Genomic DNA, 21,589 nt, shown 5'->3' on the forward strand with positions numbered 1-21,589 from the left:
GGCTCGCTCCGCTCGCCGTGTCCGGCTCAGGCGGGGCCGAGGCGGCGGCGCAACCGGCGTACGCCCAGGGCGAGCGCGACGTCGCGGTACTGCGCGGCCCGGTGCACCTGCGAGCGCCAGTCGGTGCCCGTCACCCGGTGCTGCAGGTCGCAGGGCACCTCGAGGATGCGCAGGCCCGCGTCGAGCACGTCGATGGTCATGCCGACCTCGACCCCCCACCCGCGGGCGAAGGGCGTCGCGGCGGCGACCGCTGCTGCGGACAGGCAGCGCATGCCCGACAGCGGCTGGACCGGCGACCACCCGGTCAGGTCCTCGATGCCGCGACGCGCGAGCGTGACGACGAGGCCGTGACCGCCGGCGCTGCCCTGCTGGCGCGGGAGGGTGGCGATGGTGAGGTCCGCCTCGCCCCGGGCCACCGGCATCACCAGTGCACCGACGGCCTGGGCCGAGGCCTCGAGGTCGGCGTCGACGAAGAGGACCGCGGCCTCCTCGTCGAGGCGGCCGGCCCGACGCAGCCCGCGGACCCGGCCGAGGCCGCTCATCATGGCGTCGGCCTTGCCGTGGTTGCGCGCGTGCCGCACGACCTCGGCGCCCTCACCGGCCGCGATGGCGTGGGTGCCGTCGGTCGAGCCGTCGTCGACGACGACGACCTCGGCGACGCCCGGGATGGCCCGGACCCCGCGGATGGTCTCGGCGATGCGCGCCGACTCGTCCTTGGCCGGGATGACGACGACGACGGACGGCGCACTGTTCTGCGTCATCGGAACGGTCTCACGTGTCTCGGGAGGACTGGGGAGGTCTGCGGAGGTCTCGGTACGCCGGGTCAGCGCAGGGTGACCTGGCGGTTGGTGAGGCCGGCCTTGGCGCCACGCTCGGCTGCGGTGAGGGGGTCGGTGGACGCGGCGGCCTCGTCGATGGCGGTCCGCATCGCGGCCACCGCATCCTCGAACTCGGCAGCCTCGGCCGAGGGGTCGACCTCCCAGACCGGGATGAGCAGGCCGCTGGAGCGGAAGCAGCCGAGCAGGCGGCCCTCGCCGAGGTGGCTCCGGCCGGCCGCGTGCAGCCGGGCGAGGGCGTCGGTCGCGGCGTCCTCGGCGAACGGCAGCACCCAGCGGACATAGGTGCGGTCACCGATGCGGCACCAGAACGCCGAGGGCGCCGCCTGGAGCTTGACGGTCGGGATGACCGACTCGTTGGCGCGCTCGAGCGACTCCTTGCCGTCGGCGTCCAGGTCGGCCTCGGCCACCCAGAACTCGAAGCCCTCGTGCAGCTGCATCTCGAAGGGTGCCTCGAGGTCGAGCACGTCCTGCAGCCGGGGGCTGTCGACCGAGGCGACGGGAAGCGTCTCCACGGGCGACCCGGGGGCCGCGGCGCAGGTCAGGGCGATGGCCTGGGCGATGTCCCGGCTGGTGTCGCCGCTGGCGTTGCCGGACTGGATGCCGACGAGCACCTCGCCACCCTCGCGGTGCAGGCCGGGCCACGCAAGCGGCAGCACCGTCGCGATGGTCACCTCGTCGGGCGCCCCCTCCGGGGCCCGGCCTTCGGCGAAGCGGACCGTGGCGGTGGCTGCCGGCACGATCTCGCGCATCGCGACCCAGTCGGTCTCGTTGGGCAGGCCCTCGAAGGGCCGAGCCACGAACGGAGCCGGAAGCGGACGTGCGGAACGGTCGGCGCGCTCGCCGCGCGGTCGACGTGATGCCTTACCCATGCGCGCCACCTTAGTGGCCGGGTGGACACCGGCCGCACCCGGCGCTTCCCGCGCGAGGTGGCCGGCCGGGTGCCGGCCGGGTGCCGGTCGGGGTAGCCGGTCGGTCAGTGCGAGCGGCGCCGTGACGGCCCGCCGAGCGAGGCCCACACCGTGCGGCCGTTGTGGTCGTCGATGACTCCCCACTCGTGGGCCAGGGACCGGACGATCCGCAGGCCTCGTCCGCCCGGCGCCCACATGGCCGGTGGCGCCGGCCGGGGCACGGTGGGGCCGCCGCCGTCGGAGACCTCGACCTCGACGACGTTGTTCTTGACCTTCCAGTGGATCCGGATGGCCCCGTCGGCCAGTGGCCGGGCGTGCCGGATCGCGTTGGCGACCAGCTCGCTGACGACGATCTCGGCCTCGTCGATGACCTGCGGCGAGACCTCTCGGGCGAGCAGGTCCTCGACGAGCTCCCTGCGGATCCGGGGAGCGGCGGCCGGAGCCCACTGGAGGCGTACGGTCCGCTTCTCTCCCAGCGGTGCTGCCGGGACGTTGCTCATGGGTCTCCTCGTGATGGATCCGGCTCGGGCATGCGTCCGTGCGTAAGCCGCCGAACCGTTCCCCTGTGTGCTCGCCACGTCAAGTCCTCCTCACGGGCGACGTGCGCTCCCCTGCCGCTGCACGCTAACCAAACCTTCGCCCTACCTCAATGAACTGTGACTTTTTCTCCCAAGCGCCGCAGTTCGCTCGTGTCACCCAGCGCTGTCTAGTCCTACGCCTAGACGAACCGATACGCGTGGATCGAACGTCTCCCACCTCTGTATCTGGCCCATACCCACCGGTGCGCGGCCATTGATCTTCTGATACCAGCGATATATCGTCGACGTATCGCGACTGTTCGTGAGTCGCAGGAAAGGAGAACCACCATGCATGGACACCGACACACCCGACGCGAGTCCGGTTGGGACGCCGGCTGGGGCGGCTGGGGAGGCGGCGGCGGCTTCGGTCCCGGCCGTGGCACCTGGGGCGGTCCCGGCGGCCCTGGTGGGCCGGGCGGCCCCGGCGGGCGGGGACGGCCCGGGCCGCCCCCGTGGGTCGCCGACCTCGTCCGCCACTTCGGCGGGCCCGGCTTCGGCCCCGAGTTCGGCGGCCGCCGCGGCCCGCGGGCCCGACGCGGCGACGTCCGCGCCGCGATCCTCGACGTGCTCGCCGGCGACGAGATGAACGGCTACCAGCTCATCCAGCAGATCTCCGAGCGCACCGGCGGGGCGTGGAAGCCCAGCCCCGGCTCCGTCTACCCGACCGTCCAGCAGCTCGAGGACGAGGGTCTCGTCGAGGGCCGCGAGGTCGACGGCCGCAGGCTGCTGCGCCTGACGGACGCCGGTCGCGCCTACGTCGAGGAGAACGCCGAGGAGATGGCCGCCACCTGGCGTCCCTTCGAGGCGCCGGCCGAGGAGGACGAGGCTCCCCGGCAGTCCGGCGGCGCCGGCGACCTCATGCCGCTCGTCGGCCAGGTGATGGGCGGGATGTGGCAGATCGTCACGACCGGCACGTCACAGCAGCGGGCCGAGGCGGCCGAGGTCCTCACCGAGACGCGGCGCAAGCTCTACCGCCTGCTCGCCGACGGCGACCCCGAGTAGTCCGAGCAGCCCTGAACGGCCCTGAGCAGCCGTGCCGCCTGCACCCCGAGCGCCTCAGTCGCGCTCGGGGTGCAGCACGAAGACCCCGAGCTCACGGCCACCGGCACGCTGCTCGTATGCCGTGTAGCCGGCGTACCAGCGCAGCGCCGCCTCGCGCACGCGCTCCCGCTCCGAGCCCCGCACCTGCTCGGCCCACACCCGGTGCACGACTCCGTCGACCTCCAGGGAGGCGTACGCGTGTGCCCGGAGGTTGTGGTGCCAGGCGGGCGGCCGGCGCGAGCCGTAGTGCGAGGCGATGACGCCCCAGCCGTCCTCGAGCGGCACGAGCATGAGGGGCACCGTGCGCGGCTGACCGGTCCGCGCGCCGGTGGTGGTGAGCAGCCCGACGGGCACGGCCGCGAGCCACTGGCTCGGTGGAGTACGCCCCGGAAGGAAACGGTGCGCCAGCAGGTCGACCCGGTGGAGCACCCGCTTGCCGACCCAGGCGCCGGGCCGCGACGCGACGAGCGAGCGCAGCCCGCGCTGGACCGGGTTGGCCTGCTCGAGGCGGCGCAGCTGCATGCGTGCAGCCTAGGCGCGCGGTCGGGCACGATGGCGGGGTGACGCCCTCCCCTTCCGACGTGCAGGCGGTGGTCCGGCGCCTGCGGGTCATCGGCGTCGGCCTCGGAGACCCCGAGCACGTCACCCGTGAGGCACGAAACGCCTTGGCGACGGTCGACGTGCTCCTCGTCCCGGACGAGGAGGAGAGACACCCGGATCTGGCCGCAGCGCGGCGGGCAGTCTGCGATGCACTCGTCCCGGCCGACCACCCCTACCGCGTCGCCGTGGTCGCCGGAGCGGCGGCCGCCCTGGGTGTCATCGGCGCGCTGGACGAGGACGAGACAACAGTCGGGCTGCTCGTCTGGGGTGACCCTGCGTTCGCCGACACCGTCCTGCGCCTCGTGGACGAGCTCGTCGAACGGTGCGCCGCGGCAGGCATCGAGCTGCAGCACGACGTCGTCGCCGGGATCGGCGCGCCCCAGCTGCTGGCCGCTCGTCACCGGGTCGCGCTCGGTCGTGACGCTCCCGTCCACCTCACCACGGCCGATCGTCTCGTCGACGAGTACGACCCGTCCCTCGTCGACGTCGTGGTCACGCTGGACGCGGACCTTGCCTGCGCGGGGCTGGCGGACGCCTTCCCGGACCTCGAGCTCTACTGGGGCGCCCACCTCGGCACGCCCGCTGAGCAGCTGGCCCACGGCCGGCTGGCCGACGTCCTGCCGGAAGTGCGGCGGCTGCACGCGAGGGCCCGCGAGCTCGGCGGCTGGGCCCTGGGCACCTACCTGCTGCGAGCGCCCGCGGACGCGAGAGCCCCGCGCGGCCCAGCCGGCTTCCCCGACACCGGCAACCTGACCGACGGCGTGGTCTCGGTGCGCCCGACGACCACGGCCGACTGGCAGGTCGTGCGCGACGAGCACAACAACGAGGAGTCCCTGCGCTGGGACTTCACCGGCGAGCCGGTGACGGACGAGCAGGCCCGGCGCCGGGCGGCGAGCGCCGTCTTCGAGTGGCGACGCGGCCGCGCAGCGCGCTTCGTCATCGTCGACGCGGCGACCGGCGAGGGCGCAGGGGTCATCGGCGTGCTCCGGCTCGGACCACCGGGCACCGGGCTCGTCGGCTACGGCGTGCTGCCGGCCTACCGCGGGCGCGGCTTCACCGCACGCGCCCTCCGTCTCGTCTCACGGTGGGCGTTCGAGGAGGCCGGTCTCGCCCGGCTCGAGCTCGGGCACAAGGTGGGCAACGTCGCGTCCGGCCGAGCCGCCGAGAAGGCGGGCTTCCGCGCCGAGGGTCGGCTGAGCGGCCGCCTGCCCAACCCGGACGGAACGTGGTCCGACGAGGTCTACTACTCGCTGACCCGGGCGGCGTTCGCCCACCAGTCTCGCGACTGACCGGTGCCCGCTGCCGGGGCGCCCTACAGCCGAGCCAGGAACGCGAGCACGCGCTCGCGCACCAGGCCCGCGGCCTGCGGATCGTATGCCGTGGTGCTGGCGTCGGCGAAGAGGTGCCCACACCCGGGGTAGGTGAACAGCTCGCCGTCGGCGGCTGCCGCGACGATGCCTCGCGCGGCATCGACGTCGCCCTCGTCCATGAAGAACTCGTCAGCCTCGCCGCCGTGCACCTGCACCGGCACCCCGCCCGGCCAGTCCGGTGCGAACTCGCCCAGCGGGATGGCCGAGTCGAGCAGGACGGCTCCGCGAGCGCCGGCCCTGGTCTGGGCGAGGCGCTGGGCCGGCATCACCCCGAGGGAGAACCCGGCATACACCAGCTCCGCGGGAAGGCCGTCCGCGGCGGCGACTCCCTGCTCGAGGAGGCCGTCGAATCCGACGGAGCGCGCCTTGGCCATGCCCTCCTCCAGGGTGGCGAAGCTCTGCCCGCCGTAGAGGTCGGGCGTGTGGACGGTGTGCCCGGCAGCCCGCAGCGCCTCGGCGAAGTCGAGGAAGCCGGGCGTCTGGCCCTGGGCGTGGTGGAAGAGGAGGACGTCGGCCATGCTTGCTCCCGTGCTCGAGGGTTCACCTGCTGACGATCCGCCAATCTAGACTGATCCAACTATGTCGATCAATAGGCAACGGCTGCCCGACTACGACGTCGCCGACTCCGTGGAGCTGACCACGCCTGCCCAGCTGCGAGCGATCGCGGACCCGCTGCGTTCCTCGATCCTCGACCTGGTGCTCGAGCGCGCCGCGACCGTGTCCGAGCTCGCCGCCGCCGTCGGCCGCCCGAAGAGCACGGTGGCCCACCACGTGGGCGTGCTCGTGGACGCCGGGATGCTCAAGGTCGTGCGCACCCGGCGGGTGCGGGCGATCGACGAGCGCTTCTACGGCCGAACCGGGCGCACGATCACCATCGGGATCGCCCGCCGACCCGGCGACGACACCGTGCCGGTGTGCGTCAACCAGCTGTCCGTCGCGGCGGCCGAGTCGGTGCCGGCACATGAGGACGACACCCTCTACAGCACGCTGCGGCACGCGCGGATCCCTCGCGAGAGCGCCTCGGAGTTCTGGCGCCGAGTCGAGGCCCTCGTCCGCGAGTTCAGCGCCCTCCCCCGCTCGGGTGAGACCGTCTACGGACTCGCCGTCGGCCTCTACCCGACCGACCAGCCGGTCCTTCCGGAGGCCCTGCCCGCCGGCGACGAGGAGCACTGACTGTCGCCGTCGCCTGCCATGCTGGCCCGCATGCAGCTCGAGTTCAGCGGTGAGGTGTGGCAGTGGCGCGGCCCGGCGCCGTACTACTTCGTCACCGTGCCGCAGGGCGAGTCCGCGGCGCTGCACGACGTGGCCCACGTGAGCTACGGGTGGGGCATGATCCCGGTGACCGCGCGGCTCGGCGGCACCGAGTGGACGACCTCACTGTGGCCCAAGGACGGTGGCTACGTCGTCCCGCTCAAGGATGCCGTCCGTCGCGCCGAGGACGTCCGCGAGGGAGACACCGTCGCACTCGGCCTCGACGTCCGGGTCGACGACTGAGCGACCGGGGACCCGCTCCGGCGTTCGCGCAGCGCGGTCACGACGAAATCCGCAGATTCGGCAATTCGTTATGACCGTTCCGCTCCGATACGTCCGGTTGGGCCCCATGATGTGTATCGCACGCCGTCGGGGGACCGCGGGCGTCGACGACGCGTACAGGGGAGGAACACCGGATGACTGACGTCTGCACGGGCTCAGGCCTGCCAACGGGGCTCGAGCCGGGCCTGGATTCGGGCACGACCACGGTGACCGCGCACGGTGGCCGGGTCTCCTTCGACGTCCCGCTCGGCTGGAACGCGATCGAGCGTGCCCCCGGGGAGGTCGTGGCCGCCGTCGAGCCCGACGACGCCGACCGCTTCCGCACCAACGTCGTCGTGACCGTGGCGCCGGTCGACCGGCCCGTGGTCGAGTGGGACCTCGAGACGTCGCGACGCGAGGCCGCCGAGCTCGACGGCTACCTGCTGCTCGACCGCGCCGAGGTCGAGGTCGGCGGTCACCCGGGCACGCGACGGCTCACCACCCACTCGACGCCTGCCGGGGAGTCGGTGACGACCGCGTCGTGGTCCACCGTCGTCGACGGTGTGGGCATCACCCTCACCGCACGGGTCGCCACCCTGCGGGTGCCCGAGATGGCCGCGGTCGTCGCCGCGGTCGCGGCCAGCCTCGTCGTGCGCAGCGACCGGCAGGCTGCGGCGTGAGCGTCGTCTTCGACGCGACGACCGGCCACCTGCAGCTCGACCCGGAGGCTTTCGTCGGGCTGGTCGACTACGCGGGCGACCCCGGGAGCGTGGGCGACGAGGTGCTGGCGCGGCTGCGCTCGGCGGGAGCCGTCGTGGGCGGCGCGCCGCACCCGCGGCTGCAGGGCGCCCTGGCCGCGGTGGCCAACTCCCTCGGTTCGCTCCAGGTGCTGCGCAGCGACACCGTCGAGGTGTCGCTCCACCAGTCGTGGGTCGCCTTCGTCAGCGCGATGCTCACCGACCTCGGCGACGGTACGTATGCGTTCGCCGCGGTGGGCACCGACTTCCTGCCCGCCGAGGTGGCCCGGTTCACCGGACTCTCGCCCCGTCCCCTGCTCGCGGACGCCGAGGCGGTCGTCGACGAGTCACTGCTCGACGCCCTCTCCGCAGGCGCGGCGCCCACCCGCGCCGCCGGCAGTGCGACCCTCGCCGACGCGCTCGCGCCGTGGCCTGCAGCCGCTGCAGCCGTGCGCGCAGGCCGCTGGAGCCTGGCCGTCGTCGACGTCGCCTTCCCGGCGCCGACCGGCACCGTGGTCCGTCGCCTCGCCTGGGTGGACACCGAGGCCGGACTGCTGCGGGTCGAGGTGGACGACCGCGGGCCCGTCCTCGTGCCCACGACCTCGACGGCGCTGTGGGAGGCCGTCGTGGCGCTGCTGCCGACCGACGCCGAGACCGGGCTCCTGCCCCGCACGGCCTGAGCCTCAGGCCGGCTCGAGCGACACCTCGTCCCCGACGCGAATCGTGCCGGAGGTCAGCAGCCGGAAGACGGTCCCGGCCCGCGCGTGCAGCGCCCGGGCCGCTCCGGGGCCGAGCTCGTCGTCGAGCAGCCGGCAGGGTGCCGCGACGCGCACCACCTCGAGCTCCACGTCGCCCACGCGGATCCGGGTGCCCGGCCGCGTCGGGATGTCGCCGCCGGAGATCGTGAGGTTGCGCCGGGTCAGCCCCGGGTCGACGGGCCGTCCGAGCTCCGCCGCGGCGGCCTCGAGGTCGGGCAGTGCCTGGATCGTCACGTGCCGGTGCCGGCTGCCGTGGTAGCGGTCGCCGACGAGTCCGGCCCCCGCCTCCGCCTCGACGCTCGGGACGGAGCGGGTCGGCAGCCGTCGCCCCTTGGCGACGTGGATCGCTACGACGGTGGGCGTCATGCCGCCGAGCCTAGGGGTCGGCCTCGGGCTCGGGCTGCGCGGGGACCGGCGGGATCCGCAGCCCCGGCGGCCCGGAGCCGTGCTCGCGCTCGTACCACGCGGCATACGCGGCGACGGCGGTCGGCAGCGTCGGGAAGATGAGGTCGGCGCCCACTTGCTCGACGAAGCCGGCGGCCTCGAGGGACAGGCGCAGGTCCTCCTTGACCCGCGCCATCGCGAACCGGATCCCCCGGTCGGCGAGCGTGGAGCGCAGCGTCTCCAGGGCATCGGCCGCGGTGAGGTCGACCTCGGTGTTGGCCTCGGCGTTGAGCAGGAACCACTCGACCGCCTCGTGCGCTTCCGCCTTGTCCACGACGGCCACCGCCCGCTTGACGAAGTCGTCGGCGTTGGCGAAGAAGAGCGGCGAGTCGTAGCGGTAGACCACCAGGCCCGGCACCTGCACGGCGTTCGGGTGGTCGTCGATGTCGTGCATGCCGGCCACCCCGGGCACGTAGCCGAGGACACCGTCGTGGGGGTGGACGATCCGGCGGAGCAGGTCGAGCAGCGAGAGCCCGACGGCGACGCCGATGCCGGGCAGGACGCCGAGCAGCAGCACCGCCACCGTGGTCGAGACGGCCAGGACCAGCTCGCTGCGCCGGAAGGCCGCGATCCGACGCAGCTCCCCGACCTCGACGAGCCGGACCGCGGCGAAGACGACGACGGCGCCCAGCGCGGCCGTGGGGAACGCCCCGATGACGGGCCCGAGCCACAGCAGCGTGGCGACGACGAGGACGAGCGAGACGAGCGAGTGCAGCTGGCTGCGCGCCCCCATCGAGTCGGCGATGACGGTGCGGCTGCCGCTCGAGCTGATCGGGAAGCCCTGGAGCAGCCCGGCACCGATGTTCGCGCTGCCGAGGGCCAGCAGCTCCTGGTCGGCGTCGATGGTGTGCGGGATGCTCGAGTCGCGCCCGCTGAAGGCCCGGCCGGTGAGGACGTTGTCGGAGTAGCCGACGACGGCGACGCCGAGCGCCGCCGGCAGCAGCGCCCAGACGTCGATGCCCGTCGGGTCGGGTAGCTGCAGCGAGGGAAGGCCTTGCGGCACGGTCCCGACGACCGCGATGCCCGCGCGGGCCGTGAGGTCGAGGACCTGGACGACCACGGTGGCCCCCAGCATGCCGATGAGCGGTCCCGGCCAGCTCGGCTCGAAGCGCGCGAAGACGAAGAGGACCGCGAGGACGGCGCACGCCAGCACGAGCGTCGGCAGGCTGACCTGCGCGAGGTGCGTGACGGCATACCCGAGCTCGGAGAGGAAGGAGCCGCTCGGCACTTGCAGGCCGGTCACCTTGCCGATCTGGCTGACGACCATGAGCGCCGCGATGCCCGCGAGGTAGCCGACGAGCACGGGCTTGGACAGCAGGTCGGCGAGGAAGCCCAGCCTCGCGACGAACCCGACGAGGCAGATGAGTCCGACCGCGACCGCGAGCAGCGCGGCGACCTGCTGTCGCATCGCCGTGCCCCCGGCAGCGGTGACAAGGGCGCCGACGCCGGCCGCGGTCATCAGGGCGGTCGTCGACTCGGGGCCCACCGACAGCTGCCGCGAGGAGCCGATCAGCGCGTAGACGAGCAGGCCCGGGACGGCCGCCCACAGCCCGGTGACGGCGGGCAGGCCGGCGATCTCCGCGTAGGCCAGCACCTGTGGCACGAGGTAGGCGGTGACCGTGATGCCGCCGAGCACGTCGCCGCGCAGCCACGCGCGGTCGTAGTGCCGCAGCACCACGACCCCCGGGAGCCGTCGCTGCCACCTCGTCCGCTCGGCCTGCGCCTCGACCCGCCCGTCGGCCACGGGTCGAACGTACGCCGAGGCCGTATGCCATCTGGCCGGTTTCGCCGGCGAGGTGGCCTCAGGCGGGGATGCGCAGGCGGCGGGTCATCTCGCCGACGGCCACGGTGATGGAGTGGCCGAGGTGCACGCAGGGGCCGTTGATCTCGTTCTGCTGGCTGCCGCCGAGGCCGATGACGACCTCGGGGTGGGTGCGCCCGATGGTGTCGACGATGTCCTGGGCGGCGGTGATGTCGATGTCGCGCGGCACGGCCATGACGATGCCGGCGGCGCGGCGTGCCTCGATGGCGCGGACCCAGTCCTCGGCAGGCAGGTCGGCGCCGACGTAGACCGTGGCGAAGCCGGCCCGGCGCGCGGCGACGGCGAAGGCGAGCAGCCCGAGCTCGTGGCGCGAGCCCGGGGGCAGGCCGATGAGCAGGGTCGGGCCGTCGACCCGGCCGGACGCGGCCTCGTAGGCGGCCGCGAGACGCCGCTGGACGGCATACGACACGAGGTGCTCACCGGCGACGGTGAGGCGGCCGTGGGCCCACTCCTCGCCGACGAGCTTGAGGGTGGGCATGAGCCAGTCGTCGACGACGTGCTCGAAGGTGCCGAGGGCGAAGCGCGCGTCGAGCACGGCGGTCGCGGAGGCGGAGTCGAGGCGCTCGGCGGCACGGACGAAGGCCTCCGCGTCCTCGGACTGGTAGCGCGCCCCGGGGCGCAGCGGGGCGACCCGACTCCCCCGGCCGTCACGTCCGTCGCGGCCGTCGCGACCCGTGGACGACTCGCGGCCGCCGGAGTCGCGGCCCGAGAGGCGGCGCAGCGTCTCGGCCGCGGCCTCGCGGGCCGACCAGCCCTCGTTGACGAGGGAGTTCATGATGGCCAGCGCCCGCACGTCCTCGGGGCCGTAGAGGCGGTAGCCGCCGTCGGAGCGCTGGGGGCTGACGACGCCGTAGCGGCGTTCCCAGGCGCGCAGGGTGGCGACGCTGATGCCGGTCAGCTCCGCCGCACGCTTGATCGTGTACATCTCTTACTCCAACTTGCCAAGCGCCTCGCGCAGTCCCCGCTCGGCGTCGTCCCCGAGCTTCTTCAGCGCCGGGGACAACAGCGGGGCCACGTACCTGGCGAGGCCCTTGAACTCGAACTCCGCACGATAGGTGACCGTCGTGCCCTCACCTGCGGTCGTACCCGACCGGGTCGCGGCAGGCACGATGGTCATCGTGTCGTGGGCGACCACGGTGGCGTTCTCACCGCGGAGCGCGAACCGGTGGTCCGGCTCGTGCTCGACCACAAGGTAGTCCAGCTCGGTCTCGCGCCCGAGGAACTTGCTGACATTCCGGTAGTGCGTGCCGACGCCGCCCTCGCCGGAGACGCGGTCGGTGCGCACCGTCCCGGGGTCCCACTCGGTGGTGGTGGTGAAGTCACTGAGGTAGGCGAAGACGCGGTCGACCGGCTGGTCCACCGTGACGGTGCGTTCGATCTCCATGCGCTCTCTCCAAACCTTTGACAGACCTTGGACACGCACTCTACGGTCAGCATCAGCGGGTCGGCAACGTGTCCATCTGCACACGACTTGTCACCCATCCGCCAGGGCCTCGGCCCCGAATCCCACGGGACCACGCCAGCCACGAGGAGGCCCTCGGTGACCCAGCCAAACGCGAACCCCAGCACGAGCCGTCCCACGGCAGCCGTCATCGGAGCAGGAGTCTCCGGCCTGACGGCGGCCCACGTGCTCAGCCGGACGCACGACGTCACGCTCCTCGAGGGCGACAGCCGCTTCGGCGGGCACGCCCACACCCACGACGTCGCCGGACGCGACGGGAGCCTGCGCATCGACAGCGGCTTCATCGTGCACAACGAGCGCACCTACCCGCACCTGCTGCGCCTCTTCCGCGAGCTCGACGTGCCCACCCAGCCCACCGAGATGAGCATGAGCATCACCTGCTCGGGCTGCGGGCTGTCGTATGCCGGGGGGCGCGGTCCCAAGGGGATGTTCGCCCAGCGCCGCCGCCTCGCCGACCCGCGCTTCGTCAAGATGCTCAGCGACGTGCCGCGCTTCCACAAGGCAGCCCGGGCGCTGCTCGCCGACCCGTCGGCCGACCTGACGTGGGGCGAGTTCCTGGCGCAGCAGCGCTTCTCCGACTACTTCGTGCGCCACTTCGCGATCCCGCTCGTGGCCTGCGTGTGGTCGTGCGGCGACCTCGACGCCTCGTCCTACCCGGCGCGCCACCTGTTCCGGTTCCTCGACCACCACGGGATGCTCACGGTCACCGGCTCGCCGACCTGGCGCACGGTGACCGGCGGGTCCGCGACCTACGTCGACCGGCTCGTCGAGCGCCTGCCCGACGTGCGCAAGGAGAGCCCGGTGACCGCCGTGACGAGGCACGACGACGGCGTCGACGTGCGGGTGCGCGACGGGCACTCGACGACCTTCGACCGGGTGGTCGTGGCCACCCACGCCGACCAGGCGCTCGAGCTGCTCGCCGACGCGACGCCGGACGAGAAGCGCGACCTGGCGGCGATCCGCTACTCCCGCAACGAGACCTGGCTTCACCGTGACTCGTCGGTGCTGCCGAAGGAACGCCAGGCCAAGGCGTCGTGGAACTACCGGATGCGCGGCTGCGACACCGCCGCCCCGGACGTCACGGTCAGCTACTGGATGAACCGGCTGCACGGCCTGACCGACGCCGAGGACCACGTGGTCACGCTGAACCCGGCCGGCACCGTCGACGAGTCGCTGGTGACGGCGCGGATGTCCTACGAGCACCCGATCTTCACCGGCGAGGCCGTCGATGCGGCCGGCCGGCTGCGCGACGCCGGCGGTGAGCGCCTCGCCTTCGCCGGTGCCCATCTGGGCTGGGGCTTCCACGAGGACGGCTGCCGGTCTGGTGTGGAGGCGGCCGAGTCCTTCGGGGTCCGCTGGTGACGGCGGTCCTCACCCCGCCTCCGGTGCCGGCCCTCGTCGACGGCACCGTCTCCCACTCGCGCCGAACACCCCTGCGGCACAGCTTCACCCACGGCCAGTACCAGTGGCTGGTCGACGTGGACGACCTTCCACAGCTGCGTTGGCCCGCAGGGGTGTTCGCCCGGTTCGATGCCCACGATCACCTCGACGAGGGGCGCCTCGGCGGCGGCATCCGGGGCGACGTCTCGCGCTTCCTGGCGGCGCGTGGGGTCACCCTGGCCCCGTCGGACCGGGTGCTCATGCTCGCCAACGCCCGCGTCCTCGGTCACGTCTTCGACCCGCTCTCCGTCTTCTGGTGCCTGCGCCCCGACGGCTCCCTGCTCGCCGTCGTCTTCGAGGTGCACAACACGTACGGCGAGCGGCACGCGTACCTGCTCGACGTCGCCGACGACGGCACCGCGACGGTCGACAAGGCCTTCTACGTCTCCCCCTTCAACGACACGAGCGGGGAGTATGCCGTCCGCCTCGTGCTGCAGCCCGACGCCGTCGCCGTGACGGTGGCCCTCGAGCGGGACGGTGAGCGCATCCTCACCGCGGTGACCCGTGGGACCCCGGAGCCGGCGACCACGCGCGCGCTGCTCCGGCTCGTGCGCCGCCACGGAATGATGACCCAGCGGGTGACTGCCCTCATCCGACTGCACGGCATCCGCCTCTGGCTGCGCCGACTTCCCGTCCTCCCCCGCCCCTCACATCCCAAGGAGGCCGTCCGATGACCGCCCACCCCTCGATCGCGCAACCGATCTGCCTGCGCCGGCCGGCGCTGCGGGTGCTGTGCCTGCGGGCGCGCCTTGCGCGGAGCATCCTGGCCCAGGTGGCCCAGCGCGTCCCGGTCGACGTCGTGATGCCCGACGGCAGCCTCCTCGGCGGCGGCGCCCGCACGGCCGGGCGGCCGGCGCTGGAGATCGTGCGACCGGGCGACCTCTTCGAGCGGCTCGCCCACCACCCCAAGATCGGGATCGGCGAGGCGTACATGGCCGGCGACTGGCGGGCCGCGGACGGCACCGACCTCGCGGAGCTGCTCGTGCCGTTCGCCGAGCGGATGACCACGGCGGTGCCTGCCGGGTGGCTGCGGTTGCGCGCTTTCGTCGACCGGCGCATCCCGCGCATCCAGGAGAACTCGCTGCTCGGGTCGCGGCGCAACATCGAGGCGCACTACGACCTGTCCAACGACCTCTTCGCGACCTTCCTCGACGAGACGATGAGCTACAGCTCGGCCCTCTTCGACGAGGACCAGCCGCTGCGCACACAGTCGTTCGAGGAGGCGCAGCTGCGCAAGGTGCACGCCATCCTCGACCTGGCCAAGGTGGGCCAGGACACCCGGCTGCTCGAGATCGGCACCGGCTGGGGCACGCTCGCGCTCGAGGCGGCCCGCCGCGGCGCGACCGTCACCAGCGTCACGCTGTCCAAGGAGCAGGCGGCCCTGGCGCGCGAGCGGGCGGCGGCCGCCGGGTACGCCGACACCGTGGACATCCGCATCCAGGACTACCGCGAGGTCGAGGGCCTCTACGACGCGGTCGTCAGCGTCGAGATGATCGAGGCCGTCGGCGAGGAGTACTGGCCCGCCTACTTCCGCACCATCGACGAACGCCTCGCGCCGGGAGGCATCGCGGCGGTGCAGGCCATCCTCATGTCGCACGAGCGGCTGCTGGCCACCAAGCACTCCTACGGCTGGATCCAGAAGCACATCTTCCCCGGCGGGCTCATCCCGAGCCTGCAGGCGATGAGCGAGACGGCCGAGGACGAGACCGCGCTGCGGATGACCGCCGTCGAGCCCTTCGGCACCGACTACGCCGAGACGCTGCGCCGCTGGCGCGAGACGTTCCTGGCCCGGTGGCCGGAGGTCGAGGCGCTCGGCTTCGACGAGACCTTCCGCCGGCGGTGGGAGTTCTACCTCGCCTACTGCGAGGCCGGCTTCGCCACCGGCTACCTCGACGTCGCGCAGGTGCGGTTCGAGCGGGAGGGCGCCGCGGTCGCGGCCTCGTGATGGCAGAGTCCAACGGCACGGCGATCCTGTGGTTCCGGCGCGACCTGCGCCTGAGCGACCACCCGGCCCTGCTCGCGGCGGTCGAGTCCGGGGCCCACGTGCTGCCGGTCTTCGTGCTGGACCCGAAGCTGCTCGACACCGACACGCCGCGGTCGCGCCGGCTGCTCGCGTCGGTGGCGGCACTGTCGAAGGACACCCGGGGAGCGCTCGTGGTCCGGCGCGGCGACCCGGCCGACGTCATCCCACGGCTCGCGAAGCAGGCCGGCACGCAGCAGGTGCACGTGTCGCGGGAGACGACGCCCTACGGCCGCCGGCGCGACGAGGCCGTCGAGAAGGCGCTCACCGCCGACGGCCGCGAGCTCGTCGCCACGGGCACGCCGTATGCCGTCGGGCCGGGTCGCGTCCTCAACGGGTCGGGCTCGCCGTACAAGGTGTTCACGCCGTTCGCGAAGGCCTGGCACCAGCACGGCCGGCCCGCCCCGGCGGAGCGCCCCAAGCGCGTCCCGTGGCTGCGCGACGACGTGCACTCCGACCCGCTGCCGAAGGTGGACCTCGACGGCATCGAGGCCGGCGAGGCGGCCGCGCGGAAGCGGTGGGAGGCGTTCCTCGAGGACGGGCTGACGGCATACGACAGCGAACGGGACCGACCCGACCTCGACTCGACGAGCCGGATGTCGGCGCCCCTCAAGTACGGCGAGATCCACCCGCGCACCATGCTGGCCGACATCGCCGCCCACCGGGGTGGGCGGTCCCGGGCTGCCACGACCTATGTGACGGAGCTCGTCTGGCGGGAGTTCTACGCGGACGTGCTGTGGCACAACCCCGAGTCCGCCTGGCACGACCTTCGGCCGGAGCTGGCGAAGCTGCCCTACGACTCCGGGCCCGAGACCGACCGGCTCGTCGACGCGTGGCGCGAGGGGCGCACCGGCTACCCCATCGTCGACGCCGGGATGCGCCAGCTGCTCGCCGAGGGCTGGATGCACAACCGGCTGCGGATGATCACCGCCAGCTTCCTCACCAAGGACCTGCACGTCTGGTGGCCGGTGGGCGCGCAGCACTTCCTCGACCACCTCGTCGACGGCGACATCGCCTCGAACAACCACGGCTGGCAGTGGGTGGCGGGCACCGGCACGGACGCGTCGCCCTACTTCCGCGTCTTCAACCCGGTGACGCAGGGGCGCAAGTTCGACCCGGACGGGGAGTACGTGCGGCGCTGGGTGCCGGAGCTGCGCCACCTCGCCGGCGCGGCTGCCCACGAGCCGTGGAAGCACGACACCGGGTACGACCACGACTACGCGCAGCCGATCGTCGACCATGACGAGGAGCGCAAGGAGAGCCTCGCCCGCTACGAGCGGGCGAGGCGCTGACCGGGTGTCGTCGAGGGTGGAGGAGCGCAGGTGAGGGGACCGGTCGCCGAGCTGCGTGCGTTCCTCGACGCCGCGCTGCTCGAGCCCGTCAAGAACCAGCACCCCGACCCGCCGCAGGCGCGGACGCGGCGCCGGGTCGTCGTCGCGGTCACCTTCGTCGTCGGTACGGCGGTGCTCGCCTGGGCCCTGCACATCAAGCCGGGCGACCCGCTCTTCTACACCGGCTCGCTCGCCCTGGCCGCCGTCTGGGTCGTCGGGGCCCTCGCCTCAGGCCCGCTGCACTTCGGCTGGGGCCACACCCGTTCCGGCGACAAGGAGTCGCGACCCGTCGTGCAGTCGCTCGCGCTGGGGGCGCTGCTGCTCCTGGTCTTCCTCGTCGGATCGCTGCTGGTGGCGCGAATCCCGTTCCTGCGCCAGCCGGTCGACGCGCTGCTCGACCACGCGCGTTTCGGCTCGCTGGCGGCGGTGCTCGTCATCACGATGCTCAACGGCGTTGCGGAGGAGCTCTACTTCCGTGGCGCGCTGTATGCCGCCCTGCCGTCCCACGCGGTCGCCGTCACGACCGTGCTCTACGCCCTGACCACGGTGGGCAGCGGCATCCCGCTGCTCGTGCTGGCCGCGGCCGTCGTCGGGCTCGTCACCGCGCTGCAGCGGCGGGTCACCGGCGGCATCCTCGGGCCGATCATCACGCACGTGACCTGGTCGACCGGGATGCTCCTGCTCCTCCCACCCGCCCTCGAGCTCACCAGGTGATCCGATGACCTCCTCCCCGACCACTGCTCCCGATCGCACCGCGCTCGTCACCGGCGCGTCCGGCTACATCGGCGGCCACGTCGTGCCCCGACTGCTCGACGAGGGCTGGTCGGTCCGGGTTCTGACGCGCCGCCACGGCTCGCTCGCCGACCGGCCCTGGGTCGGTCGCGTCGAGGTCGTCGAGGGCGACGTGGGGTCGGTCGACGACATGCGCCGCGCCCTGTCGGGGGTGGACGCCGCGTGGTACCTCGTGCACTCGATGGACGACAAGCCGGACTTCGCCCAGCGCGACCGGGCCGCCGCGACGCACTTCGCCCAGGCGGCGAAGGATGCGGGCGTCTCGCGCATCGTCTACCTCGGCGGGCTGCACCCCGACGACGAGGAGCTCTCGCCGCACCTGGCCTCGCGGGTCGAGGTCGGGCGCATCTTCCTCGACTCGGGCGTGCCGACGGCTGTGCTGCAGGCCGCGGTGGTCCTCGGCGACGGGTCGGCGTCATTCGACATGCTGCGCTACCTCACGACCCGCCTGCCGGCGATGGTCGCGCCGAAGTGGCTCGACAACAAGATCCAGCCGATCGCCATCGACGACGTCGTGACGCTGCTCGTCGGCGCGGGAAGCCTCCCGGCGGACGTCAACCGGACCTTCGACATCGGCGCTCCCGAGGTGCTGACCTACCGCGAGATGATCGGGCGGTTCGCCGACGCGACGGGTCGGCGGCGGCCCGTCGTCGTCACGGTGCCGGTGCTGACTCCGCGGCTCGCCAGCCACTGGGTGGGCCTCGTGACGCCGATCTCCGCCGGCCTGGCCAAGCCGCTGGTGGGCAGCCTCGTCCACGAGGTCGTCGCCAAGGAGAGCGACCTGCTCGACTTCGTCGAGGTGCCGGGCGGGTTCACCGACTTCGACACCGCCGTGCGCTCTGCCATGCAGGCGGCCAGGCCGGACACGGCGATGCGCAACCTCGCCCTGACCAGCGCCGCGACGGTGGTGTGCGTCGTCGCCGGCTCGATCGCGACGAAGCCGGACTCGCAGTGGTACCGATCGCTCGACCTGCCCGACTGGCAGCCGCCCACCCTCGCCTTCCCGGTGGTGTGGACCGCGCTCTACGCGGACATCGCGGGCGGCTCGACTGCCGTGCTCAACGCATACGACAAGGCCGGCGATCGCGAGGGGCGCGGCCGCTACCTCAAGGCCTTCGGGACCAACCTCGCCCTCAACGCGGCGTGGAGCGTGCTCTTCTGGCGCTCACGCCGGCCGTGGGTGGCGGCGGCGCAGGCGGCGCTGCTCACGGCGAGCTCGGCCGACCTCGCCCGGCGCGCAGGTCTGGTGAGCAAGGGGGCCGGTATCGCCCTGTCGCCGTATGCCGTGTGGTGTGGTTTCGCGACCGCCCTGTCCACCGCGATCGCCCGCCGCAATCCTCAGTGATCGGACTGTCTACGGTTCTCTAGGTTCTGGCCGAGATGGGCGCAGACGCCTGAATCGAAGCCGCCGGCCCCGCGTGGGCCGGCGCCTGTCGGCCGCAGCTGTCTCAGACGGCAGCGGGCTGGTGGGCGAAGGCGCGGCGGTAGGCGGCGGGCGGGATGCCGATCTCACGCTGGAAGTGGTGGCGCAGGACGGCGGCAGTGCCGAAGCCGCTCTCGCGGGCGATGCGCTCGACGTCGAGGTCGGTGGACTCGAGCAGGTGCCGGGCGCGCAGCACGCGCTGGCTCGTGAGCCACTTGTGCGGCGTCGTTCCGACCTCGGCCGTGAACCGCCGGGCGAAGGTGCGCTCCGACATGGCGGCCCGCCGCGCGAGGGTCGGCACCGAGTGCTCCTCGTCGAGGTGCTCGGCGACCCACTCCAGGACGTCCTGCAGGCTGTCGCACGGTTCAGCCGGGAGGGGGGTCTCGACGAACTGGCGCTGGCCGCCCGAGCGGTGCGGCGGCACCACCATGCGTCGCGCGATCCGGGTCGCCACCTCTGAGCCCAGCTCGGTTCGGACGAGGTGCAGGCAGGCGTCGATCCCGGCGGCCGTGCCGGCGCTCGTCAGGATCGGGCCGTCCTCGACGTAGAGCACGTCGAGGTCCACGCGGGCGAGGGGATGCTCGTCGGCGAGCCTGGCGGCATACCTCCAGTGCGTGGCGCAGCCGCGTCCGTCGAGCAGGCCCGCGGCGGCGAGCTGGAAGGCCCCGGAACAGACCGACAGGACCCGGCCGCCCGCGCTCGCGGTCTCGCGCAGGATGTCCAGGACCGCCGGGTCGTAGGGGCCCTGGACCGGGCCTCCGGGGATGGCGACGAGGTCGGCGCCGCGAGCTGCCTCCAGCGGATGCGTGGCGACGAGGGCGGGTCCGCTCGTGGTGCGCAGAGGCTCTCCCGGGCGCGACGAGCACACCCGGAAGTCGAAGGCGGGGACCCCGTCGTCGGTGCGGTCGATGCCGAAGACCTCACAGAGCACGCCGAGCTCGAACATGGCCACGGGCTCTTGTGCGATCACAGCGATCGTGTGCAGCATCCGGCCAGCATGACAGCCGTGGCAGGATCTTGTCGAACATCGACCTTTCCGCCACTCGTGGCAGGATCATTGCGCGCGCAGTATTTCTGCCATGGACATCTTCTTCTTCGCCCTCATGTTCGTCGCTTTCCTCGCAGCCCTTGGGCCGCACCACCGCCGCACCTTCACCCTCCCCCGCGCCCCGTTCGGCGCCGACGCCCTGGTCGACCGCGATCTCGAGCGGGTGCTCCACGACGCGCCGGCCGACGACCGCGCCTCGACGATCGGGGCCGACTCTGCTGACACGGCCGACCTGGCCGGCACGGCCGCGCGGCGAGGCCGCCGGCACGTGCGAGGGTTGAGCCATGACGACCATCCCGCAGACCGCGATCGGCCGACTGGCCTCGGTCTCCTTCGACTGCCCTGACCCGGCGGTGCTTGCCGACTTCTACGGATCGGTGCTCGGGCTCGCTCGCGCATACGAGAGCCCGGACGGCGGGGTGATCTCGCTCTCGGACGGCCGGTTCGCCGTCACGATGATGCGCACGACTGACCACGTCGCCCCCACCTGGCCGGACTCGCGCCAGCAGCAGCAGGTGCACCTCGACATCCTCGTCGACGACCTCGACGTCGCAGTGGCGCGGACGGTGGCCCTGGGGGCGACCGAGGCCGCACACCAGCCCGCACCGGCCGCCTGGCGCGTGTTGCTGGATCCGGCCGGGCACCCGTTCTGCCTGACCACGGTGACAGGCGACTGACCTCAGCGCCCCGTACCCAGCCCGCCCCCGGCAGGCCCCGACCGTCGGACCGTCCGGACGCCATCCGGCAGCGCGAGGCGACCTTAAGCGCCTCGATCGCCCGCATGCTGCGTCGCAGCCCAAGGGTCAGGGCTGCTGCCGCGGCCCAAGCCGCGTGAGGGTGCTGCCGTAATGCCTTGCCGGTCAGAAGGGCGGTGGCTCGTCGTCCAGCTCGGGCGCCGACGAATGGGCAGTCGGCGCGTCGGAGCCCGGGTCGGCCAGTGCCTCGCGCCAGTCCTTGGGGTAGGTGATGTAGTCGCGACCGGCCGGGGTGGTCCAGCTGATCCCTTGGTCGGCCACCGGCTGCACCTTCCAGATGCCGGCGGTCTTACCGTTGTGGCAGCCGCGGCTCAGCGAGTCGCCGTTGGTGGTGCGGGTCGGGCCGAGCGGCCACGGGACCAGGTGGTCCCAGTCGCAGCGGTCGGCGGGAACCTGGCATCCCGGCGCCCGGCACACCCCGTCGACGGCCCTCACGTGCTCGACCATCTCGCGGGTCGGCGTGTACCGGTCTGTCGAGAGCTCGAGAGCGCGGCCGGAGTCGACATCGACTGCGAGGCGCTGCCATACCGAGCCCGGGGCGGTCATGATCGCGCGGGCGTGGGCGGCCGTGACCCAGCCATGCCCGGGCAGCTCGCAGGCGGCATCCGACAAGCCCACTGCCACCTCGAAGGGCACGACGATGCGCACGACGGCGGGTGGCGCGCCGGACAGGCGCCGGGCGTCGGGATGCGCCATGGAGCCGCGGCTC

At 73.1% G+C, this 21,589-nt stretch carries 25 protein-coding genes; 14 read left to right on the forward strand and 11 right to left on the reverse strand.

The annotated features are described in order from the left end of the window. Positions 1-26: 26 nt before the first annotated feature. From AB0316_RS00165 to AB0316_RS00175, 3 genes are all read right to left on the reverse strand, one after another. Positions 27-761 carry a glycosyltransferase family 2 protein gene (locus tag AB0316_RS00165; RefSeq protein WP_366269436.1) on the reverse strand — a complete coding sequence of 245 codons (735 nt, stop codon included), beginning with the start codon at positions 759-761 and terminating at the stop codon, positions 27-29. Between the two features lie 62 nt (positions 762-823). Continuing rightward, positions 824-1,636, reverse strand: coding sequence for a DUF5926 family protein (locus tag AB0316_RS00170; protein WP_366269437.1), 813 nt, complete (start codon positions 1,634-1,636; stop codon positions 824-826). A gap of 176 nt (positions 1,637-1,812) precedes the next feature. After that, the gene (locus AB0316_RS00175) at positions 1,813-2,247 is read right to left on the reverse strand and encodes an ATP-binding protein (RefSeq protein ID WP_366269439.1); all 435 of its coding nucleotides are present in this window, start codon (positions 2,245-2,247) and stop codon (positions 1,813-1,815) included. Between the two features lie 366 nt (positions 2,248-2,613). On the opposite strand from AB0316_RS00175, the gene AB0316_RS00180 reads away from it, so the two are divergent. Next, positions 2,614-3,327, forward strand: coding sequence for a PadR family transcriptional regulator (locus AB0316_RS00180; protein WP_366269440.1), 714 nt, complete (start codon positions 2,614-2,616; stop codon positions 3,325-3,327). 54 nt (positions 3,328-3,381) lie between these two features. On the opposite strand, the gene AB0316_RS00185 is transcribed toward AB0316_RS00180, so the two are convergent. Beyond that, positions 3,382-3,888 carry a nitroreductase family deazaflavin-dependent oxidoreductase gene (locus tag AB0316_RS00185; RefSeq protein WP_366269442.1) on the reverse strand — a complete coding sequence of 169 codons (507 nt, stop codon included), beginning with the start codon at positions 3,886-3,888 and terminating at the stop codon, positions 3,382-3,384. Between the two features lie 38 nt (positions 3,889-3,926). On the opposite strand from AB0316_RS00185, the gene AB0316_RS00190 reads away from it, so the two are divergent. After that, positions 3,927-5,255: a GNAT family N-acetyltransferase gene (locus AB0316_RS00190; RefSeq protein WP_366269444.1), complete on the forward strand. Its 1,329-nt coding sequence runs from the start codon at positions 3,927-3,929 to the stop codon at positions 5,253-5,255. Between the two features lie 23 nt (positions 5,256-5,278). Here AB0316_RS00190 and AB0316_RS00195 read toward each other — a convergent pair whose 3' ends face one another. After that, positions 5,279-5,854 carry a dienelactone hydrolase family protein gene (locus AB0316_RS00195; protein ID WP_366269445.1) on the reverse strand — a complete coding sequence of 192 codons (576 nt, stop codon included), beginning with the start codon at positions 5,852-5,854 and terminating at the stop codon, positions 5,279-5,281. Between the two features lie 61 nt (positions 5,855-5,915). Here AB0316_RS00195 and AB0316_RS00200 point away from each other — a divergent pair, with 61 nt between their 5' ends. The 4 genes from AB0316_RS00200 to AB0316_RS00215 all read left to right on the forward strand — a co-directional run bounded on the left by AB0316_RS00200 (position 5,916) and on the right by AB0316_RS00215 (position 8,265). Continuing rightward, positions 5,916-6,509, forward strand: a complete 594-nt coding sequence (locus tag AB0316_RS00200) for a helix-turn-helix domain-containing protein (protein ID WP_366269446.1) — start codon at positions 5,916-5,918, stop codon at positions 6,507-6,509. A gap of 30 nt (positions 6,510-6,539) precedes the next feature. Continuing rightward, on the forward strand, positions 6,540-6,830 hold the full coding sequence (locus AB0316_RS00205; protein WP_366269447.1) for a DUF1905 domain-containing protein: 291 nt from the start codon (positions 6,540-6,542) through the stop codon (positions 6,828-6,830). A 173-nt stretch (positions 6,831-7,003) separates the two neighbouring features. After that, complete coding sequence (locus AB0316_RS00210; RefSeq protein ID WP_366269448.1) at positions 7,004-7,528, forward strand: hypothetical protein; 525 nt, start codon at positions 7,004-7,006, stop codon at positions 7,526-7,528. After that, positions 7,525-8,265: a hypothetical protein gene (locus AB0316_RS00215; RefSeq protein WP_366269449.1), complete on the forward strand. Its 741-nt coding sequence runs from the start codon at positions 7,525-7,527 to the stop codon at positions 8,263-8,265. The genes AB0316_RS00210 and AB0316_RS00215 overlap by 4 nt, the downstream gene beginning before the upstream one ends. A 3-nt stretch (positions 8,266-8,268) precedes the next feature. Here AB0316_RS00215 and AB0316_RS00220 read toward each other — a convergent pair whose 3' ends face one another. Genes AB0316_RS00220 through AB0316_RS00235 form a run of 4 tightly spaced genes read right to left on the reverse strand, consistent with a single transcriptional unit; the run spans position 8,269 to position 11,993 of the window. Further along, positions 8,269-8,709 (reverse strand): MOSC domain-containing protein, encoded by a 441-nt coding sequence (locus AB0316_RS00220; protein WP_366269450.1) that lies wholly within the window; start codon positions 8,707-8,709, stop codon positions 8,269-8,271. A gap of 10 nt (positions 8,710-8,719) precedes the next feature. Beyond that, on the reverse strand, positions 8,720-10,531 hold the full coding sequence (locus tag AB0316_RS00225) for a SulP family inorganic anion transporter (RefSeq protein ID WP_366269452.1): 1,812 nt from the start codon (positions 10,529-10,531) through the stop codon (positions 8,720-8,722). Positions 10,532-10,589: 58 nt separating this feature from the next. Then, positions 10,590-11,534, reverse strand: coding sequence for a MerR family transcriptional regulator (locus tag AB0316_RS00230; protein WP_366269453.1), 945 nt, complete (start codon positions 11,532-11,534; stop codon positions 10,590-10,592). A 3-nt stretch (positions 11,535-11,537) separates the two neighbouring features. After that, entirely contained in the window at positions 11,538-11,993 is a 456-nt protein-coding gene (locus AB0316_RS00235) for an SRPBCC family protein (protein WP_366269454.1), read from the reverse strand. A 156-nt stretch (positions 11,994-12,149) separates the two neighbouring features. Between AB0316_RS00235 and AB0316_RS00240 the strand changes: the two genes are divergently transcribed. Genes AB0316_RS00240 through AB0316_RS00265 form a run of 6 tightly spaced genes read left to right on the forward strand, consistent with a single transcriptional unit; the run spans position 12,150 to position 18,999 of the window. Beyond that, positions 12,150-13,433, forward strand: a complete 1,284-nt coding sequence (locus AB0316_RS00240; RefSeq protein WP_366269455.1) for an FAD-dependent oxidoreductase — start codon at positions 12,150-12,152, stop codon at positions 13,431-13,433. After that, positions 13,430-14,185, forward strand: coding sequence for a DUF1365 domain-containing protein (locus AB0316_RS00245; RefSeq protein WP_366269456.1), 756 nt, complete (start codon positions 13,430-13,432; stop codon positions 14,183-14,185). The genes AB0316_RS00240 and AB0316_RS00245 overlap by 4 nt, the downstream gene beginning before the upstream one ends. Further along, the gene (locus tag AB0316_RS00250) at positions 14,182-15,456 is read left to right on the forward strand and encodes a cyclopropane-fatty-acyl-phospholipid synthase family protein (RefSeq protein WP_366269457.1); all 1,275 of its coding nucleotides are present in this window, start codon (positions 14,182-14,184) and stop codon (positions 15,454-15,456) included. The genes AB0316_RS00245 and AB0316_RS00250 overlap by 4 nt, the downstream gene beginning before the upstream one ends. Beyond that, on the forward strand, positions 15,456-16,823 hold the full coding sequence (locus AB0316_RS00255) for a deoxyribodipyrimidine photo-lyase (RefSeq protein WP_366269458.1): 1,368 nt from the start codon (positions 15,456-15,458) through the stop codon (positions 16,821-16,823). Before AB0316_RS00250 ends, AB0316_RS00255 begins: the two co-directional genes overlap by 1 nt. A 30-nt stretch (positions 16,824-16,853) precedes the next feature. Continuing rightward, positions 16,854-17,576, forward strand: coding sequence for a CPBP family intramembrane glutamic endopeptidase (locus AB0316_RS00260; protein ID WP_366269459.1), 723 nt, complete (start codon positions 16,854-16,856; stop codon positions 17,574-17,576). A 4-nt stretch (positions 17,577-17,580) separates the two neighbouring features. Next, the gene (locus tag AB0316_RS00265; RefSeq protein ID WP_366269461.1) at positions 17,581-18,999 is read left to right on the forward strand and encodes a tryptophan-rich sensory protein; all 1,419 of its coding nucleotides are present in this window, start codon (positions 17,581-17,583) and stop codon (positions 18,997-18,999) included. Positions 19,000-19,102: 103 nt separating this feature from the next. Here AB0316_RS00265 and AB0316_RS00270 read toward each other — a convergent pair whose 3' ends face one another. Beyond that, positions 19,103-20,065, reverse strand: a complete 963-nt coding sequence (locus AB0316_RS00270) for a helix-turn-helix domain-containing protein (RefSeq protein ID WP_366269462.1) — start codon at positions 20,063-20,065, stop codon at positions 19,103-19,105. 91 nt (positions 20,066-20,156) lie between these two features. On the opposite strand from AB0316_RS00270, the gene AB0316_RS00275 reads away from it, so the two are divergent. Beyond that, positions 20,157-20,471, forward strand: a complete 315-nt coding sequence (locus tag AB0316_RS00275) for a hypothetical protein (protein ID WP_366269464.1) — start codon at positions 20,157-20,159, stop codon at positions 20,469-20,471. Beyond that, positions 20,410-20,802, forward strand: a complete 393-nt coding sequence (locus AB0316_RS00280; RefSeq protein ID WP_366269466.1) for a VOC family protein — start codon at positions 20,410-20,412, stop codon at positions 20,800-20,802. Before AB0316_RS00275 ends, AB0316_RS00280 begins: the two co-directional genes overlap by 62 nt. A gap of 183 nt (positions 20,803-20,985) precedes the next feature. Here the strand turns inward: AB0316_RS00280 and AB0316_RS00285 are convergent, their stop codons facing one another. Then, positions 20,986-21,576 (reverse strand): hypothetical protein, encoded by a 591-nt coding sequence (locus AB0316_RS00285; RefSeq protein WP_366269467.1) that lies wholly within the window; start codon positions 21,574-21,576, stop codon positions 20,986-20,988. Between the last annotated feature and the right edge of the window lie 13 nt (positions 21,577-21,589).

The sequence above is a fragment of the Terrabacter sp. NPDC080008 genome, assembly GCF_040702505.1.
Lineage (GTDB): Bacteria > Actinomycetota > Actinomycetes > Actinomycetales > Dermatophilaceae > Terrabacter.

Bases quoted from the DNA above. Each gene is read 5' to 3' on its own strand.
- AB0316_RS00165 (WP_366269436.1), bottom strand. From the start codon at position 761: ATGACGCAGAACAGTGCGCCGTCCGTCGTCGTCGTCATCCCGGCCAAG.
- AB0316_RS00175 (WP_366269439.1), bottom strand. From the start codon at position 2,247: ATGAGCAACGTCCCGGCAGCACCGCTGGGAGAGAAGCGGACCGTACGC.
- AB0316_RS00180 (WP_366269440.1), top strand. From the start codon at position 2,614: ATGCATGGACACCGACACACCCGACGCGAGTCCGGTTGGGACGCCGGC.
- AB0316_RS00185 (WP_366269442.1), bottom strand. From the start codon at position 3,888: ATGCAGCTGCGCCGCCTCGAGCAGGCCAACCCGGTCCAGCGCGGGCTG.
- AB0316_RS00195 (WP_366269445.1), bottom strand. From the start codon at position 5,854: ATGGCCGACGTCCTCCTCTTCCACCACGCCCAGGGCCAGACGCCCGGC.
- AB0316_RS00200 (WP_366269446.1), top strand. From the start codon at position 5,916: ATGTCGATCAATAGGCAACGGCTGCCCGACTACGACGTCGCCGACTCC.
- AB0316_RS00205 (WP_366269447.1), top strand. From the start codon at position 6,540: ATGCAGCTCGAGTTCAGCGGTGAGGTGTGGCAGTGGCGCGGCCCGGCG.
- AB0316_RS00210 (WP_366269448.1), top strand. From the start codon at position 7,004: ATGACTGACGTCTGCACGGGCTCAGGCCTGCCAACGGGGCTCGAGCCG.
- AB0316_RS00220 (WP_366269450.1), bottom strand. From the start codon at position 8,709: ATGACGCCCACCGTCGTAGCGATCCACGTCGCCAAGGGGCGACGGCTG.
- AB0316_RS00230 (WP_366269453.1), bottom strand. From the start codon at position 11,534: ATGTACACGATCAAGCGTGCGGCGGAGCTGACCGGCATCAGCGTCGCC.
- AB0316_RS00235 (WP_366269454.1), bottom strand. From the start codon at position 11,993: ATGGAGATCGAACGCACCGTCACGGTGGACCAGCCGGTCGACCGCGTC.
- AB0316_RS00250 (WP_366269457.1), top strand. From the start codon at position 14,182: ATGACCGCCCACCCCTCGATCGCGCAACCGATCTGCCTGCGCCGGCCG.
- AB0316_RS00255 (WP_366269458.1), top strand. From the start codon at position 15,456: ATGGCAGAGTCCAACGGCACGGCGATCCTGTGGTTCCGGCGCGACCTG.
- AB0316_RS00265 (WP_366269461.1), top strand. From the start codon at position 17,581: ATGACCTCCTCCCCGACCACTGCTCCCGATCGCACCGCGCTCGTCACC.
- AB0316_RS00270 (WP_366269462.1), bottom strand. From the start codon at position 20,065: ATGCTGCACACGATCGCTGTGATCGCACAAGAGCCCGTGGCCATGTTC.
- AB0316_RS00275 (WP_366269464.1), top strand. From the start codon at position 20,157: ATGGACATCTTCTTCTTCGCCCTCATGTTCGTCGCTTTCCTCGCAGCC.
- AB0316_RS00280 (WP_366269466.1), top strand. From the start codon at position 20,410: ATGACGACCATCCCGCAGACCGCGATCGGCCGACTGGCCTCGGTCTCC.
- AB0316_RS00285 (WP_366269467.1), bottom strand. From the start codon at position 21,576: ATGGCGCATCCCGACGCCCGGCGCCTGTCCGGCGCGCCACCCGCCGTC.